Source organism: Streptomyces gelaticus (assembly GCF_014649535.1).
GTDB lineage: Bacteria > Actinomycetota > Actinomycetes > Streptomycetales > Streptomycetaceae > Streptomyces > Streptomyces gelaticus.
Map to the genome: position 1 here is coordinate 1 of NZ_BMTF01000032.1, position 15,799 is coordinate 15,799.

General features: G+C 70.7%; 13 protein-coding genes. 6 read left to right on the top strand and 7 right to left on the bottom strand.

Annotated features, from left to right (window positions below):
* Nucleotides 1–463: 463 nt before the first annotated feature.
* Nucleotides 464–913 (top strand): PTS sugar transporter subunit IIA, encoded by a 450-nt coding sequence (locus IE107_RS30780; RefSeq protein ID WP_189547652.1) that lies wholly within the window; start codon nucleotides 464–466, stop codon nucleotides 911–913.
* Nucleotides 914–989: 76 nt separating this feature from the next.
* Entirely contained in the window at nucleotides 990–2,660 is a 1,671-nt protein-coding gene (gene ptsP, locus IE107_RS30785; protein ID WP_189547653.1) for a phosphoenolpyruvate--protein phosphotransferase, read from the top strand.
* A gap of 63 nt (nucleotides 2,661–2,723) precedes the next feature.
* Here the strand turns inward: ptsP and IE107_RS30790 are convergent, their stop codons facing one another.
* Together IE107_RS30790 and IE107_RS30795 are read right to left on the bottom strand one after the other, a co-directional pair.
* Complete coding sequence (locus tag IE107_RS30790) at nucleotides 2,724–3,632, bottom strand: DUF8829 domain-containing protein (protein WP_189547654.1); 909 nt, start codon at nucleotides 3,630–3,632, stop codon at nucleotides 2,724–2,726.
* A 67-nt stretch (nucleotides 3,633–3,699) separates the two neighbouring features.
* On the bottom strand, nucleotides 3,700–5,676 hold the full coding sequence (locus IE107_RS30795; protein ID WP_189547655.1) for an acetoacetate--CoA ligase: 1,977 nt from the start codon (nucleotides 5,674–5,676) through the stop codon (nucleotides 3,700–3,702).
* A gap of 220 nt (nucleotides 5,677–5,896) precedes the next feature.
* On the opposite strand from IE107_RS30795, the gene IE107_RS30800 reads away from it, so the two are divergent.
* Nucleotides 5,897–8,248 (top strand): glycoside hydrolase family 31 protein, encoded by a 2,352-nt coding sequence (locus IE107_RS30800; protein WP_189547656.1) that lies wholly within the window; start codon nucleotides 5,897–5,899, stop codon nucleotides 8,246–8,248.
* A 36-nt stretch (nucleotides 8,249–8,284) separates the two neighbouring features.
* Here IE107_RS30800 and IE107_RS30805 read toward each other — a convergent pair whose 3' ends face one another.
* On the bottom strand, nucleotides 8,285–8,827 hold the full coding sequence (locus tag IE107_RS30805) for an NUDIX domain-containing protein (protein WP_189547701.1): 543 nt from the start codon (nucleotides 8,825–8,827) through the stop codon (nucleotides 8,285–8,287).
* Between the two features lie 99 nt (nucleotides 8,828–8,926).
* On the opposite strand from IE107_RS30805, the gene IE107_RS30810 reads away from it, so the two are divergent.
* Nucleotides 8,927–9,730, top strand: a complete 804-nt coding sequence (locus IE107_RS30810) for a M15 family metallopeptidase (RefSeq protein WP_189547657.1) — start codon at nucleotides 8,927–8,929, stop codon at nucleotides 9,728–9,730.
* A gap of 118 nt (nucleotides 9,731–9,848) precedes the next feature.
* On the top strand, nucleotides 9,849–10,220 hold the full coding sequence (locus IE107_RS30815; protein ID WP_189547658.1) for an Mpo1-like protein: 372 nt from the start codon (nucleotides 9,849–9,851) through the stop codon (nucleotides 10,218–10,220).
* A 126-nt stretch (nucleotides 10,221–10,346) separates the two neighbouring features.
* Here the strand turns inward: IE107_RS30815 and IE107_RS30820 are convergent, their stop codons facing one another.
* Genes IE107_RS30820 through IE107_RS30835 form a run of 4 tightly spaced genes read right to left on the bottom strand, consistent with a single transcriptional unit; the run spans nucleotide 10,347 to nucleotide 14,646 of the window.
* Entirely contained in the window at nucleotides 10,347–10,952 is a 606-nt protein-coding gene (locus IE107_RS30820; RefSeq protein ID WP_189547659.1) for a GTP-binding protein, read from the bottom strand.
* Nucleotides 10,933–11,355: a DUF742 domain-containing protein gene (locus tag IE107_RS30825; RefSeq protein ID WP_189547660.1), complete on the bottom strand. Its 423-nt coding sequence runs from the start codon at nucleotides 11,353–11,355 to the stop codon at nucleotides 10,933–10,935. Before IE107_RS30825 ends, IE107_RS30820 begins: the two co-directional genes overlap by 20 nt.
* 7 nt (nucleotides 11,356–11,362) lie before the next feature.
* Nucleotides 11,363–11,806, bottom strand: coding sequence for a roadblock/LC7 domain-containing protein (locus IE107_RS30830; RefSeq protein WP_189547661.1), 444 nt, complete (start codon nucleotides 11,804–11,806; stop codon nucleotides 11,363–11,365).
* Nucleotides 11,803–14,646 carry a nitrate- and nitrite sensing domain-containing protein gene (locus IE107_RS30835; RefSeq protein WP_189547662.1) on the bottom strand — a complete coding sequence of 948 codons (2,844 nt, stop codon included), beginning with the start codon at nucleotides 14,644–14,646 and terminating at the stop codon, nucleotides 11,803–11,805. Before IE107_RS30835 ends, IE107_RS30830 begins: the two co-directional genes overlap by 4 nt.
* 500 nt (nucleotides 14,647–15,146) lie before the next feature.
* Between IE107_RS30835 and IE107_RS30840 the strand changes: the two genes are divergently transcribed.
* The gene (locus IE107_RS30840; protein ID WP_189547663.1) at nucleotides 15,147–15,590 is read left to right on the top strand and encodes a hypothetical protein; all 444 of its coding nucleotides are present in this window, start codon (nucleotides 15,147–15,149) and stop codon (nucleotides 15,588–15,590) included.
* Nucleotides 15,591–15,799: the final 209 nt, after the last annotated feature.

A 15,799-nucleotide genomic window follows, 5' to 3' on the forward strand; every position in this document is an offset into this window, starting at 1 on the left:
CTTTGTACTCACCCTCTCGGGCTTTCCTCCGGGCTTTTCCCTTCGGTCTTGCGTTTCCGACTCTATCAGACTCTTTCATGTCCGATTCCCGGTCGAAGCGGGTCCTGCTTCGCTTTCCAGGTCCCCGCTTTCGCGTTTCCCTTTCCGGCGTTTCCGACTCTATCAGGCCTTTTTGCTTTCCTTGACCAGTGCCTGCAGGCATGCAGGTGCCGATCCGGGTTAGAGTCAGGGCTTAAAAAGTCGCTGCCGACCCCCGACTCGAAGTCGCGCTGGGGCCAGGCAGGAGTACGACAGTACAGGCCGCCGGGAGTCGAGGCAAATCCTTTCCGGCGTACCTCTAAGGCCGCGAACCATCAGGGCTCGGGCGGAACCGGGACTTCTTATGACTTACGCTGCTGAACAGTACGCCGTCGCCCACAGGCTGTGACGGCGCCGATCACGCTCCACCCCTGGGAGGCTCCCTATGACCACTGTGACGTCCCCTATTGCCGGACGTGCCATCGGACTCGCCGCGGTGCCGGACCCGGTCTTCTCCGGCGCCATGGTGGGCCCTGGAACCGCCATCGACCCTCTGCGCGAGCCGTCGGAGGCCGTCTCACCGGTCGACGGGATCGTCGTCTCCCTGCACCCGCACGCGTTCGTCGTCGTGGACGAGCACGGCCATGGGGTCCTCACGCACCTCGGCATCGACACCGTCCAACTCAATGGCGAAGGCTTCGAGCTGCTCGTGAACAAGGGGGACACGGTCACGCGCGGTCAGGGCATCGTGCACTGGGACCCCGCGGGCGTCGAGGCGGCCGGCAAGTCGCCCGTGTGCCCGGTCGTGGCACTGGAGGCCACCGCCGATTCCCTCTCCGACGTCCGCGAGGACGGCGACGTGAAGGTCGGCGACGTCTTGTTCGGTTGGCAGTGACGAACTCGGCGCGATGACAGCCGACTGGATATCCACCGCGGCGGCACGGACCACCGCACGACCGGAGACGGGTGACATGGAGACAACGCTGCGAGGCGTCGGTGTGAGCCACGGGGTGGCGATCGGCGAGGTGCGTCATATGGGTACGGCGGTGCTCGAACCGCCGGCCAAGCAGATTCCCTCCGAGGAGGCCGAGCGCGAACAGGGGCGCGCCCGGCAGGCCGTGGAAGCCGTGGCGGCCGACCTGATCGCTCGCGGCAACCTGGCCGGTGGCGAGGCCCAGCACGTGCTGGAGGCCCAGGCCATGATGGCGCAGGACCCCGAGCTGATAGCCGACGTGGAACGGCGCATCGCCGTCGGCAGCACCGCCGAGCGTGGCGTCTACGACGCGTTCGCCGCATACCGGGCGCTGCTCGCCAATGCCGGGGAGTACCTGGCGGGGCGCGTCGCCGACCTCGATGACGTGCGCAACCGGATCGTGGCCCGGCTGCTCGGTGTGCCGATGCCCGGTGTGCCGGACAGCGACGAGCCCTATGTGCTGATCGCCCGTGACCTGGCGCCTGCGGACACGGCGCTGCTCGACCCTTCTCTGGTGCTCGGTTTCGTGACCGAGGAGGGTGGGCCGACCAGCCACAGCGCGATTCTCGCCCGCGCGCTCGGGGTGCCGGCCGTAGTGGCGCTCCCCGGTGCAAGTGAGCTCGCCGAGGGCACGGTCATCGCCGTGGACGGCAGCACCGGTGAGATCTTCGTCGAGCCGAGCGCCGAAAAGCGTGCGGAGATGGAGAGTGCCGCTGTGGCGCGCAAGGCCGCGCTGTCGGCTTCGTCCGGTCCGGGTGGCACCTCCGACGGTCACAAGGTCCCGCTCCTCGCCAATGTCGGCGGACCCGGCGACGTGCCGGCAGCGGTCGAGGCCGGTGCGGAGGGCGTGGGGCTGTTCCGTACCGAGTTCCTTTTCCTGGACGACAGCACGCAGGCGCCGTCCGAGGAGAAGCAGGTTGCTGCGTACCGCGCGGTGCTGGAGGCCTTTCCCGAGGGGCGGGTCGTCGTACGGGTGCTGGATGCCGGGGCCGACAAGCCGTTGGACTTCCTGACTCCGGCGGACGAGCCGAATCCGGCGCTGGGTGTGCGTGGGCTGCGGAGCCTGCTGGACCACCCGGAGGTGCTGCGAACCCAGCTGACCGCACTGTCGAAGGCGGCCCAGGGATTGCCCGTCCACCTTGAGGTCATGGCGCCGATGGTGGCGGACCGTGCGGATGCCAAGGCCTTCGCCGATGCCTGCCGCGAGGTCGGCCTGCAGGCGAAGTTCGGTGCGATGGTGGAGATTCCGTCCGCCGCGCTGCGGGCGCGTTCGATCCTGCGGGAGGTGGAGTTCCTCTCGCTGGGCACCAACGACCTGGCGCAGTACACCTTCGCCGCCGACCGTCAGGTCGGAGCGGTGTCGCGCCTGCAGGATCCGTGGCAGCCCGCGCTGCTCGACCTGGTCGCGCTGTCGGCCCGGGCGGCCGCGGCCGAGGGCAAGAGCTGTGGTGTCTGTGGTGAAGCCGCCTCCGATCCGCTGCTGGCCTGTGTCCTGACGGGGCTGGGTGTGACGTCGCTGTCGATGGGTGCCGCGTCCATTCCCTATGTGCGCGCCACGCTGGCGAAGTACACGCTGGCTCAGTGCGAGCGCGCCGCTTCCGCCGCCCGGGCGGCGGACTCCGCCGAGGAGGCGCGGGTCGCGGCTCAGATGGTGCTGTCGGGCGAGTAGTTCGCACGTCGCTCCGTGGTGAAGGGGCTCCCTGCCCGTGGTGGCGGGAGCCCCTTCGGTGTGTCAGTGGTGCGCTTCCGGTTCGTCCGCGCCGAGCTCGAAGCCGGCGCAGTACTCCACGTGCGACTCCGGGGCGACCGGTTCGCCGGTGTCGGCGTCGGTGCAGTAGGCGCTGAAGACCTCACCGGCGCTGAGCGGGACCAAGTTGCCGCGCGTCAGCCGCCAGCCGTGCACCCGGTCCTGGGCGCCGGCGCTGCTCGTACGCAGCACGACTCCCCCGGGCCTTTCGAGGGCGACGGCCACGGCGAGCACCGTGACGAATTCCGCTCCTTCCTCGGATTCGAGTCGGGCGGGGCCCGTGGTGCCGCGCTCGGTGTGCAGGACCGCGAGCAGGTGCTCGTTGTCGGTGGGGGTGCTGCAGACCAGGTGGTGAGTGCCGGGGCCAGCCGTCTCCAGGAGGCGGAGCAGGAGGTGCGAGGCCCGGTCGAAGGCGGCGTGGCCGATGTCCTGGCCGCAGTCCGCGCACTCGCCCAGGCCGGCCAGGAGCGCTGTGCCGTACTCCCAGGTGGCCCGGCGGACGGCCCGGCCGACGAGGAGCGGGATCAGGGTGTCGATGGGCTGTCCGGTGTACGCGACGGTGGCACCGGCCGATGCGATCTCGGCGGTGAAGCGGCTGCGGCTGGCCGGGGCGTCGGGAGCGATTCCCGACTCGGCGCAGAACTCCGCGTACTCCTCGGGGTCGAAGAGAGCGACCCTGGCGTGCGTGCCCCGTGCGGAGAGGGTTTTCAGCAGGCTTTCCACCTGCTGGAGATAGATGGTGTGGTCGTCGAAGGCGAAGGTGCGGTAGCGCCGCATCGCCGCGAAGTCCTGCTCGTCTGCCAGGAGGCCGATGGTGCTGGCTGCTTCGCGGCGCAGCGTGCGTCGCATGGATGCGCCGTGCCTGATGTTCCCGTTGTTCCTGATGTGCGCCATGACTCCCCCAGTGCGCTGTCGATCATTGCTCACTCAGAGTAATCATGGGCACTGACAACGCGGGCGGTCAGTGACGCTTGCGGGCGAGCTCCTCGTAGAAGTGGAGGAGTTCGAGGTTGTCGATCGAGCCAGGATTGACGGCCTTGGCGAGGGGCGTGCCCTGCAGGAGACGTTTGACCGGGACCTCGATCCGCTTGCCGGTGAGGGTGTGCGGGATGGCGGGGACTTCGATGACCTCGTCGGGAACATGGCGCGGGGAGAGGTTCTCCCGGATGGTGCGCTTGATGCTGTCGCGCAGCTCGTCGTCGAGTCGCGCGCCTTCGGCGAGGTGGACGAAGAGCGGCATCCAGTAGCCGCCGTCGGGCTCTTCGAGGCCGATGACGAGGGATTCGCGGATCTCGGGGAGCCGCTCGACGGCCTCGTAGACGTCGGCGGAGCCCATCCGTACGCCCTGGCGGTTCAGGGTGGAGTCGGAGCGGCCGTGGATGACGACCGAGCCGTGTTCGGTGAGCGTGATCCAGTCGCCGTGGCGCCAGACGCCGGGGTACATGTCGAAGTAGCTGTCGTGGTAGCGGCTGCCGTCGGGGTCGTTCCAGAAGCGGATGGGCATGGAGGGCAAGGGAGCGGTGACGACGAGTTCGCCGACCTCGCCGATCAGCGGCCTGCCCGCGGGGTCCCAGGACTGGAGGTCCGTGCCGAGGCACGGGGCCTGGAGTTCGCCGATGTGTACGGGGAGGGTGGGGACGGCGCCGGCGAAGCAGCTGCAGACGTCCGTGCCGCCGCTGACGGAAGCGATCCACAGCTCGTGGTCCACCTCGTCGTGGAGCCAGCGGAAGCCGTCGGGCGGCAGCGGGGAGCCGGTGGTGGCGACGCACTGGACGCGGGAGAGGTCGAAGTCGCGGCCGGGGTGGATGCCGGCCTTGCGGCAGGCCATGACGTAGGCGGCCGAAGTACCGAAGAGCGTGGCTCCGGTCTGTTCGGCGACGCGCCACTGGGCGCTGACGTCGGGGTAGCCGGGGCTTCCGTCGTACAGCACGAGAGTGGTTCCGGTGAGGAGGCCGGAGACGAGGAAGTTCCACATCATCCAGCCGGTGGAGGTGTACCAGAAGAAGCGGTCCTCGGGGCCGAGGTCGCAGTGCAGGCCGATCTGCTTGAAGTGTTCCAGCAGGATGCCGCCCTGGGACTGGACGATCGCCTTGGGGAGCCCGGTGGTGCCGGAGGAGTAAAGCACCCACAGCGGGTGGTCGAAGGGCACCTGTTCGAAGACGGGCTCGGTGTCCGTGGAAGTGAGGGCGGACCATTCGAGGGCGCCCTCGGGGGCCTCGGTGCCCAGCAGCGGGATGTGGACGACGGCGCGCAGGGTGGGCAGTTCGCGGCGCAGCTCGGCGACCGTGTCGGCCCGGTGGTGTTCCTTGCCTCCGTAGCGGTAGCCGTCGACCGTGAAGAGGACGACGGGTTCGACCTGCTGGAAGCGGTCGAGGACGCTGCGGGCCCCGAAGTCCGGGGCGCAGGACGTCCAGACGCCGCCCACGGCCGCGGTGGCGAGGAAGGCGATGACGGCCTCGGGGATGTTGGGGAGGTAGCCGCTGACGCGGTCGCCCGGTACGACGCCGAGGGCGCGGAGCTCGGCGGCGAGCGAACCGACCCGGCGGCGGAGTTCGGACCAGGAGACGGGGACCTGGGTATGGGTCTCGTCGACGTGGAGCAGGGCGGGGGCGTCCGCCCGCAGGGGGTCCTCGGCGGTGCGCAGCGCGTGTTCGGCGTAGTTGAGAGTGGCGCCGGGGAACCACTGGGCGCCGGGCATGGTGCGATCGGCGAGGACGGTCTCGTAGGGGGTGGAGAACCGTACGTCGAACCAGTCGGCGACGGCCTGCCAGAAGGTGGCGAGTTCGGTCACGGACCACTGGTGCAGCGCCGCGTAGTCGCCCTCGGCCGGTGCTCCGTAGCGCTGGGACGCCCAACTCTGGAAGCGGGTGACGGCGGCGGCCGCGATGCGGTCGGGGCCGGGCTGCCAGAGGGGGGCTTCGTGGGCTGCGGCGGTCATGGGGCGGCTCCCTGACTGAACGGGTACGCGGGATGGGCGTGGGTCGCGCACACGTGCTGGGGTGTGCGCGTGAGGCGGCATTTACGGACGATGCCATGTGATCGTCTTTCGCACCAGGGTTCCCCACTCCTGGTCGTGGGTCCGGCCACTGGTCCGGTCCCGGGTGAACGGAAGTTGAACGGAGCCCGCATCGGTCCTGCCGGATGGCAGGGTGAGCCGCATGGACGGTCGTGACCTGGTGCGCTCGGTGAAGATGGTGGGTTCGGTGCGGGGGCTGCGTACGGTGCGCTCCTCCTGGCGGCGCCGGAGTACGGACGCGCGGGCGCTGCCGCCGCGTGGTGCGGAGCGGGCACGGGTGCCCGGCCCGGTGGTGGCGGCGGAGCCGGAGCCGGGTGGGGGTGTGGTGCGGTTCACCCGTTCGGAGTTGCGGGTGCGGGTGGCGGTGGGCGGTGCGGTGTTCTGGGGCTGGGACGGGGCGGAGCCGTTGCCGTCGTACGCGCTGCCCGGTGCGGCGCCGGAACCGGATCCGCGGGCGGTGCTGGAGCCGGACAAGGACGGCGGCTGGCAGGTGGTCTCGGAACGGCTGACTGTCGCGGTGTCGCGGCACGGGGCCGTGGAGCTGCGCACTCCCGGCGGGGTGGTGCTCCGGCGCGAGCTGCCGCCGCGCTGGTGGGAGCCGGTTGCGGGCGGCGGAGCCCGGTGGGTGCAGCGTTCCGAGATGCCGGCGGACGCGCGGTTCTTCGGGCTCGGCGGCCGGGCGTCGGGGCCGCGGCTGCGGGACGGGGTGTACGAGCTGTGGAACACCGATCCCGGCGGGCGGTTCGGGCCCGGGGACGATCCGCTGTATCTGACGATGCCGGTGCAGCTGGTGGTCAGTGACGCGGGTACGCATCTGATGTTCCACGACAACTCCTGGTCGGGCCGGGTGACGCTGCGCGAGGGCGAGGAGGGGGCGGGTTCGGGCCATGACCGGCCGGGGATGTGCGAGGTGCGGATGGACGGGGGGCCGCTGCGCTGCTGGGTGGTGACGGGCACGCCGGCCCGGGTACTGCGGGGCTGGACGGCGCTCACCGGTGCCCCGGCGCTGCCGCCGTCCTGGGCACTTGGTCCGCAGCACGCCCGGTGGGGGTTCGGGAGCGAGCGGGAGGTGCGGCGGATCGTGGCCGGCTACCGGGAGCGTGGTCTGCCCCTGTCCGTACTGCATCTGGACATCGACCACCACGACGCGCACCGGGTGTTCACCGTCGATCACACGCGTTTTCCCGATCTGCCGGGCCTGGCGAAGGAGTTGCGGGAGGGCGGGGTGCGGCTGGTGTCGATCGTCGATCCCGCGGTGAAGGCGGAGCCGGGGAACGCGGTGTTCGACTCGGGGGCGGCGGTCGGGGACGGCGGCGCGTTCGTCCGGGACGCACGGGGGCGTGTGGTGCGCGGGGAGGTGTGGCCGGGCGAATGCGTGTTCCCTGACTTCACCGATCCACAGGTGCGCCGGTGGTGGGGCGGTCTGTACGAGGAGCGGCTGGCGCAGGGGTTCTCGGGTGTGTGGCACGACATGAACGAGCCGGTGTCGTTCGCGGCGTTCGGGGATCCGACGCTGCCGCGGTCGGCACGGCACTCCCTGGAGGGTCGCGGGGGCGATCACCGCGAGGCCCACAATGTGTACGGGCTCGCGATGGCGCGTGCCGGTTATGAGGGGCTGCGTCGGCTGCGGCCCCAGGAGCGTCCCTTCCTGTTCTCGCGTTCCGGCTGGGCGGGGATGCAACGCTACGGGGGCACCTGGTCCGGTGATGTGGCGACCGGCTGGCCGGGGCTGCGGGCGTCGTTGGCGCTGGTGCTGGGGCTGGGCCTGTGCGGGGTGCCGTATTCGGGGCCCGATGTGGGCGGGTTCGACGGGTCGCCGTCGCCGGAGCTGTATCTGCGGTGGTTCCAGCTGGGTGCGTATCTGCCGCTGTTCCGTACCCATGCGGCCATCGACGCGGGGCGGCGGGAGCCGTGGGAGTTCGGGCCGCAGGTGCTCCGGTACGCGCGGGCGGCGCTGGAGGAGCGGGAGCGGCTGCACCCGTACTTCGTCACGCTGTCGCGGCTGGCCGGACTGACCGGTGCCCCGTATGTGCGGCCGCTGTGGTGGCGTTCGCCCGGGGACCGCGCGTTGCGGGAGTGCGAGGACGCGTTCTTGCTGGGTGACGCCCTGCTGGTGGCTCCGGTGCTGGAGCACGGCGTGGATCGCCGGGCGGTGCGGTTGCCGCGAGGGCGTTGGTACGACACGGCGACCGGTGGGGTGTACGAGGGTCCGGGTCAGGTGTTGCTCGATGCGCCGCTGTCGCGGATTCCGGTGCTGGCGCGGGCGGGTTCGGTGCTGCCGGTGCGGGGTGCGGACGGTGGTGTGGAGCTGGAGGTGTGGGCTCCGGCGGCGGGGCGCCGCGGGGGCGGGCCGGTGGTCCGGGATGCGGGGGACGGCTGGGAGCGGGCGGAGGTCGAGCGGTACACGTCGCGGTGGGTGGACGGGCGGGTTCTGGTCGAACGGGAGGGCGGGGAGGCGCCGGTGGGGTGTCCGGTGCGGGTGCGGGGTCTGTAGGCCGGTTCGTGGTGTGTGCGCGGGGCGTGGCGCCGGTCAGCGGTAACCACCGTCGAACCAGGTACGGACGGCGCGGGTGTGCAGGGGGAACGCGAGCCCGGTGGGCGCGCGGAGCAGCTGGAAGCCGGAGGTCTCGGCGGTGGGGCCGGAGGGCGGGAGGGCGGCTGCGGGGCGCGGCGGGAGGAGGCCGAAGAGGAGCAGGTGGCCGTCGGGGGCGCTGAGGGCGTCGGCGAGGCGGACCTCCCGTTCGTCGGCTCCGATGCCGGTCTCCTCGCCGAGTTCCCGTACGACCGCGTGTTTCCAGTCCTCGTCGTGGTCGATGTAGCCGCCGGGCAGGGCGAGGCCGCCGCGATGGGGCGGGATGGTCCGGGTGATCACCACGAGGGCGGTGCCGTCACGGTCGATGACCGGGAGCAGGGCCACGGCGACCGGCAGCGGATTGCGGTAGGCGGTACTGCCGCAGGCGGTGCAGGTGCGGGGCCAGGTGACGGAGGCCGTGTAGGGCGCTCCGCAGCTGCCGCAGTGGGAACCCGCGGCCGGCTTCTCGGGCCGGTTCCCGGACGGGCTCTTCTCGTACAGGCTCTCGGACGTGCTTTCGGGCTTTCTCTTCGGCTCGGACACGCGCGGACTGTACCGGATCGCCCGACGGACTCCCCCGTACTGCTGGATTATGTGCCCATGACAGGTCTCGCTTCCGCTTTCCGTGTCCTGGCAGCCGCTGCCACCACCCTGCTCGCCGTCACCGCCGCCCCCACGGCTCAGGCCGGGCCCGAGCCCAAGGCGCCCGAGGAGTTCGTCGCACTGGGCTCGGTGGATCCGACGATCATCCAGGAGATGCGCTACCCCACCGCCCACAACTTCATGGGCGTCCCGGTGGACGGCTACCGCAAGCCGCTCTGCATCCTGACCCGGCCCGCGGCCCACGCCCTGCACGACGCGCAGACCCGGCTGCTGCGCCGGGGCTACTCGCTGAAGGTGTACGACTGCTACCGGCCCCAGCGGGCGGTCGACCACTTCGTACGGTGGGCGAAGGATCTCGACGACGAGACCATGAAGGGCGAGTTCTACCCCGGGGTCGACAAGACGCGGCTCTTCGCGGACGGCTACATCGCCGAGAAGTCCGGGCACAGCCGCGGCAGCACGGTGGATCTGACGCTGGTGAAGCTGCCCGCCGCGCCGACCCCGCCGTACCGGCCCGGCAACCCGCAGGTGCCCTGCTACGCGCCCGCGGCCGAGCGGTTCCCGGACAACTCCGTGGACATGGGCACCGGATACGACTGCTTCGACACGCTCTCCCACACCGACGACCCGCGTATCCGGGGGACGCAGCGCGCCAACCGGCAGTTCCTCAAGAAGACGCTCTCGGACGCCGGTTTCGTGAATCTGGCCGAGGAATGGTGGCACTACACCTTCAAGCCCGAGCTGTTCCCGGACACCTACTTCGACTTCCCGGTGGCCCGGCGGTCCGTCGCGGGACACTGACGCCGGTGCGCGGAAGCGGCCGGCCGGAACCACCCCCGTGGGTTCCGGCTGCCCGCTTCTTCTTCTCGGACGCGGATCGGCCGTATCCGGTTGCGGTCCGAGCCACTACCGTGCCCGTATGTCACAACAGACGTTCGATTCCTACGAAGAGTTCTGGCCCTACTACGTGGCGATGCACTCCAAGGCCGCGACCCGCTGGGTCCATCTGACCGGCACACTGACCGGACTCGCGGTCACCGCCTACGGTCTGGCGCGGGGGCGCAAGCGGTACGCGGCCGCGCTGCCGCTGATCGGGTACGGGACCGCCTGGCCCGCGCACTTCCTGATCGAGAAGAACAATCCGGCCACCTTCGGGCATCCCGCCTGGTCGCTCCGCGGCGATGTGCAGATGATCCGGATGATGCTGGCGGGGCGGGACCGGGAGCTGGCCGAGACCGCCGCGAAATGGCTCGCCGAAAACGGCTGCCGCCAGGAGTGCCAGGGGGCTTGACGGCCCGCCACAGCGGGAGAGAGCTCCTTGCCCGGTCACGCGACGACTCACGGTCCGTACCCCGGTCGGCGGGGTACGGGCCGTGGCGTTCAGGGCCTGCCCGGCCCCGGACCGCCGGGACGGTCACTACGTCGCGGCGGGCTCACGGACACGGTTCTCGCGTGTCACCGCGTCCTCGACGACGGTCACCAGCACATCCCGTACGGAGCCGCGGTCGCGTGCGTCGCACATGAGCACCGGCACCTCCGGGTCCAGGTCCAGCGCCGCCTGCACCGTCTCGGTGGGGAACTTGTCGGCCCCCTCGAAACAGTTGACCGCGACGGTGAAGGGAATGGCCCGGCGTTCGAAGTAGTCGACCGCCGCGAAGCAGTCCTCCAGCCGCCGGGTGTCCGCGAGTACCACGGCACCCAGCGCACCCTGGGCCAGTTCGTCCCAGAGGAACCAGAAGCGGTCCTGCCCCGGAGTGCCGAAGAGATACAGCACCAGGTCCTCGCGGAGGGTGATCCGGCCGAAGTCCATGGCCACGGTGGTGGTGGTCTTCGCCTCCACCCCCGCCAGGTCGTCCACCGGGCGGCCCGCCTCGCTGAGGCTCTCCTCCGTACGCAGCGGCCTGATCTCGCTGACCGCGCCGACCAGAGTCGTCTTGCCCACTCCGAAGCCGCCCGCCACCAGGATTTTCAGGGTAACGGGCTCCACGGGCCGCTTCTTGCGGCTAGAGCGCCCGAAGGCCATTGATCACCTCGCGAAGAATGTTCACGTCCGGCAGCTCGGCCGGCGGAACGGGACGGGTTACGTGCACCAGCTCGTCCTCGACGAGGTCGCCGACCAGTACCCGGACCACCCCGACGGGGAGGTCCAGGCCGGCCGCGAGCTCCGCGATCGACTGGGGCATGCCACTGCAGAGTTCGATGATCTCCACGTGTTCCGGGGAGAGCGTCTGGTCCCGGCCGGGATCGTCGGCCTCGGGTTCGGGGACGACGATGGCGATCAGGTCGAGCCGATGGCGGGAGGCGCTGCTGGTACGGCCCCGGGTCATCGCGTACGGGCGGACCACCGGCCCCGCCTCGGCGTCGTACCAGCGCGAGGCCTGCGGGTCGGTGGGCGTCGCGGAAGATCGGGCGGATTCGGCGCTCACCGTTCACTCACCCCCCGGCTGACAGACCGGTCGTCCGGGGAGCGTTGGTCAGGTGGGCGCCGACGCGCTTGACCATCAGCGTCATCTCGTACGCCACCTGGCCCACGTCGGAGTCCGCGTCGGCCAGGACCGCGAGACAGCTGCCGTCACCGGCCGCCGTGACGAACAGGAACGCCTCGTCGAGTTCGACGACGGTCTGGCGGACACGGCCCGCGTCGAAGTGCCGGCCGACCCCCTTGGCGAGACTGTGGAATCCGGAGGCGACGGCCGCCAGATGTTCACTGTCCTCGCGCGTCAGGTCCTTCGACGTGCCGGTGGCGAGGCCGTCGCTGGAGAGCACCAGCGCCTTGTGGATGCTGGAGACGCGCTCGACGAGTTCATCGAGCAGCCAGTTGAGCTGGCCGGAGCCCTGGCGTGCGGCGTTGGTTGCTGCGACGTTCGGTGCGGTCATCGACCGTCCCCTCCCGGAGTGGTTCCTTGTGCTGTGTCACCGGGGCCGGTCGCGTCCTCGGCGTTCTGCCGGCGGCCGCGTTGCCAGCCGCGCTGGAGCGAAGCCATGCGGCTGCGCACCTCCTCCGCATCACGCTCGAAGTCCTGATCCGGTTCCGTTCGGGCCGGCTCGATGTCGCGGACGGCCGATTCCTCGCGCAGTTGCGGGGCGAGACTGGCCTGCCTGATACGGCGGGGCAGACCGCCCACGGTCTCCCGGGCGCTCGGGGCCCGGGGGGACGGGGAATCCTCTGGTGTGGCGGGCTCGGTGGGTTTCCGGAAGCCGGTGGACTGCCGGAGTTCGGTGGCCGCCCCGGGACGCGTTCGGTCGGCGTCGGGAGGCGTGCTGCGGTCGGCGGAGCCCGGCGGGATGTCGCGCTCGGCGTTCGCGGGACGGGCGCGGCCCGCCTCGTCGACCCGGCGGCCGTTGTCGGTGATCAGGGTCGGCGGCTTGCGGCGGGGCAGCGGCACCGGGCCGGTGGAGCGCATCGGCCGTACGCCGGCCGCGGGCCCGGCCGCATGGTCAAAGGCCTGTTGGTGCTGTTCGCGGTCGGCCTCGCGCCGGAGGTCGCGGGCGCGGAAGATGCCTCCGCGCCCGCTCTCGGTGTCGTCGATGTCACCGGAGCCGCCCAGCAGGGGGTCGAGGAGCGGATCGAGCACGGGGTCGTTCTCGAAGTCCAGCGCTTCGACGGGTGCTTCGAGCTCGACGGGCCCATCCAGAAGAGCCGGGTCCACCAGGCCCGAGGGCAGGGGGGCGAGGCCCGGGGGCCTGCCGGCGGCCCGGCGGTCCGGTGAGCCGTCCCTGCGGTCCCGGTCGCTGCCGGACACCTCTCCCGCCGCCCTGCCACCACTGCCGATCGCCCGCTCGGCCCGGCGGTCGAGGCGGAAGCCGGTGCCGTGCGTGTCCGGGGCGTCGGTGAGCAGCGCCGCCGGGATGAAGACGACAGCGGTCGTGCCCCCGTACGGAGACTTCTGGAGCGAGACACGGACGTTCTGGCGCTGGGCGAGCCGGCTGACCACGAACAGGCCGAGCCGGTCGGTGTCGGAGAGTTCGAACTCGGGGGTCTCGGCGAGCCTGAGATTGGCGTCCAGAAGGACTTCGGCCGGCATGCCGAGGCCGCGGTCGTGGATTTCGAGCGTGAAGCCGTTGGCGACGCGTTCGCCGTGCACCTGGACCGCGGTGTGCGGGGGCGAGAACACAGTCGCGTTCTCCAGGAGTTCGGCGATCAGATGGGTGAGGTCGGCGACGGCGGGGCCGCCCACACCGATACGGGCCAGTCGGCGGACCTCGATCCGCTCGTAGTCCTCGACCTCGGCGACCGCGGCCCGCACCACGTCCATCAGCTGGATCGGCTTGCGCCACTGGCGGGACGGGGCCGCGCCGGAGAGGATCACCAGGCCCTCGGCGTGGCGTCGCATGCGGGTGGTCAGGTGGTCGAGGCGGAAGAGGTCCGCGAGTTCGTCGGCGTTCTCGGTGCGGCGCTCCATCGCGTCCAGGAGCGTCAACTGCCGGTGCAGCAGTACCTGGTTGCGACGGGCGAGATTGACGAAGACCTCGGAGACTCCGCGTCGCATGTCCGCCTGCTTGACCGCCGCCTCGACGGCCGCCCGCTGCAGTGTGTTGAGGGCCTGGCCGACCTGGCCGATCTCGTCCCGTTCGTACTGGAGGTGGGGGGCCTCCGTCTCGACGTCGACCTGCTCCCCGGCGGCGAGGCGGCGCATCACGCTCGGCAGGCGTACGCCGGAGACCTCGTGGGCGTCCTTGCGGAGCCGGGAGAGGTCCCTGATCAGCTCACGGCCGATACGTACGGAGACGAACACCGAGGCGACCAGGGCGAGGAATCCGAGGACGCCCGCGATGCCGGCCTTGATCAGGACGCCGTACCCGGCGGGCTTGCCGCGGTCCTGGAAGCGGTTGTTCATCTCCGTGGAATCGTTGGCCAGCCGGTCCAGGACCGGCGGGGCCGCCTCCTGCCAGCGTTCGGCGTCGACGGTGCGCGGGTCCCGGGTGGGGCCGCCGTCGATGAGGTTCTTCTCCGCCGTCCGCAGCGGCTCGCTGTCCGGGCTCACCCAGTACTGCTCCACGCGCTGGCGCTCAAAGGCGGGCAGCGCGTCGACGTTGATCTCGTAGAGCAGCTTGCGATTGGCCACGAGGTCGGAGATCTGCCGGAGTTCGGAGGCGGTGATCCGTCCGGCGATCAGTGAAGAGGTGACCAGGGCGTCTTCGCGGGAGAGCATTTCGCGCGCTCGTGAGATGCCGACCAGGGCGCGGACCTGCTTGTCCATCGACACGTTCTCCATCGTGCGGAGGCCGGTCAGAAAGCGGTAGCAGGGGTCGATGAGCCGGGCGTAGAACTCCATCGCCCTGGCCCGGTCGATGGTGCGTCTGTCGACGGACTCGCGGAGCGCGCCCAGGCCCTCGACCGTGCCGAGGATCGAGTTCAGCTGTGCGGCGTCCTCGGAGCTGAGCGCGTCGCGGATGTCCTTCTGCCGGGCGCTGTCCTTGACGCCGGTGAGGACGCGGTCGGTGGCCGCGCGTTGGCGTTGCAGGAGCGGGAGAGCGTCGGAGGTCCTTGGGTCGGCGAGGAAGACCAGGGTCTGGCGGCGTTCGTCCTGAATGGCACGGACGGTGTCCTCAAGAGGATGGCCGACCTTCTCCATGATCGTGCTCGCACTCATCAGGTGGCGAGCCTCGCGCCCCGTCAGATAAGTGGCGAATCCCCAGAGTCCGGTGAGGGAGACGAGCGGCACCAGCAGCAGCGCCACGATCTTCCTGCGGATGGACTTTCCGCGAAAGCGCATGGACTCCCCCAGCTCGACCCCGCGGGGTGGGGTCGTGTTCCGTCAACAAACGGCGCGAGCCTACTACTGACGGGGTAACAACTCGAAGGGTTGTCCGGACGATTTTCAGCCGCGCTATCCTGCGTTGGTCATGGGTTGTCCTGGTATTCCGGGCAATGAAATTCGCGAAAGCGGCAGAAGAGGCCAGCCACGGCTTCATCCTGTTCCATAGCGCAGTTGGCCGGAATTCTTCGCTTCACAACGGCTCGAGGGAATCTTCACGGCTGTTCACTCGTCTCTCTGTACGGGGCAGTGGCAACACGGGGAGAGCCAGGCCCGTTCAGCGGGATCCTGGCCGGGGGTGCCATACCTGATCCGCCGGGCGGGTCCCGCGGTACGGATCCGCGGGACAGGACGTCCGATCCGCCCGCGTGGAAGCGGGGCATGCCGGGCAGCAACCCTGAAGTCGGACACTGGTGGGGAGTTGAGAGGCCTTGGAAACGGAACAGCGTCGGGGGGCGGTGCAGTCGGCACCGGCCGCGACGTCGAGTTCGGCGGCGTACGGGGCGAGGGTCCCGCGCCAGCAGCTGTGGGTGGAAGAACCCGCGGCACGGCGGCGGATGCCGGACCCGGTCCGCGTCTCCGCCGTGCGTGCCGTACTCATCATGTCGCTGACGATCATCCAGGCCATGGTGGCGTTCCTGTGCACGCTCGCCGGGTCCTGGCTGGCCTTTCCGATGGTGCTGAGCAGTGTGGGGAGCACCGTGGTCGCGACCTGGTCGGTGCTGGACGTCTGGATCACCCGGCAGGTCTGGAATCAGCGCAACGGCGTGGTCTCGGTGCCGAGCAGTTCGGCGCGGCAGCTGCGCCGTGAACGACGCAGGGCGCGGCGGGCGGCGCGGGCCGCGCGGCGGGACGAAGCGCGGATACGCCGTCGGGGCGCGGAAAACCTCTCACGGGCCTGAACGCCGGCGGGGCCGGGGTTGTCGTCCTCCGGCCCCGACCCCGCGTGCCCCGCCCGCCCTACTTCTCTTCGGCGGTGTCGACAGGTGCCGTGGTGCGAGCGGTGTCGGGCGGTGTCGTGGCGCGCTTGAACATGCGGGTGGCGGTGATCTCGCCGTGCACCGTCTCGCCGTTCGGGTCCTGTTGCGGCAAGCCGGGGCGCAAATGCTCC

What these genes read in the sequence shown, in the direction of transcription:
- IE107_RS30780 (WP_189547652.1), top strand. Translation starts at nt 464, where the DNA reads ATGACCACTGTGACGTCCCCTATTGCCGGACGTGCCATCGGACTCGCC.
- IE107_RS30835 (WP_189547662.1), bottom strand. Translation starts at nt 14,646, where the DNA reads ATGCGCTTTCGCGGAAAGTCCATCCGCAGGAAGATCGTGGCGCTGCTG.
- IE107_RS30795 (WP_189547655.1), bottom strand. Translation starts at nt 5,676, where the DNA reads ATGACCGCCGCAGCCCACGAAGCCCCCCTCTGGCAGCCCGGCCCCGAC.
- IE107_RS30815 (WP_189547658.1), top strand. Translation starts at nt 9,849, where the DNA reads ATGTCACAACAGACGTTCGATTCCTACGAAGAGTTCTGGCCCTACTAC.
- IE107_RS30820 (WP_189547659.1), bottom strand. Translation starts at nt 10,952, where the DNA reads ATGGCCTTCGGGCGCTCTAGCCGCAAGAAGCGGCCCGTGGAGCCCGTT.
- IE107_RS30830 (WP_189547661.1), bottom strand. Translation starts at nt 11,806, where the DNA reads ATGACCGCACCGAACGTCGCAGCAACCAACGCCGCACGCCAGGGCTCC.
- ptsP (WP_189547653.1), top strand. Translation starts at nt 990, where the DNA reads ATGGAGACAACGCTGCGAGGCGTCGGTGTGAGCCACGGGGTGGCGATC.
- IE107_RS30800 (WP_189547656.1), top strand. Translation starts at nt 5,897, where the DNA reads ATGGACGGTCGTGACCTGGTGCGCTCGGTGAAGATGGTGGGTTCGGTG.
- IE107_RS30790 (WP_189547654.1), bottom strand. Translation starts at nt 3,632, where the DNA reads ATGGCGCACATCAGGAACAACGGGAACATCAGGCACGGCGCATCCATG.
- IE107_RS30810 (WP_189547657.1), top strand. Translation starts at nt 8,927, where the DNA reads ATGACAGGTCTCGCTTCCGCTTTCCGTGTCCTGGCAGCCGCTGCCACC.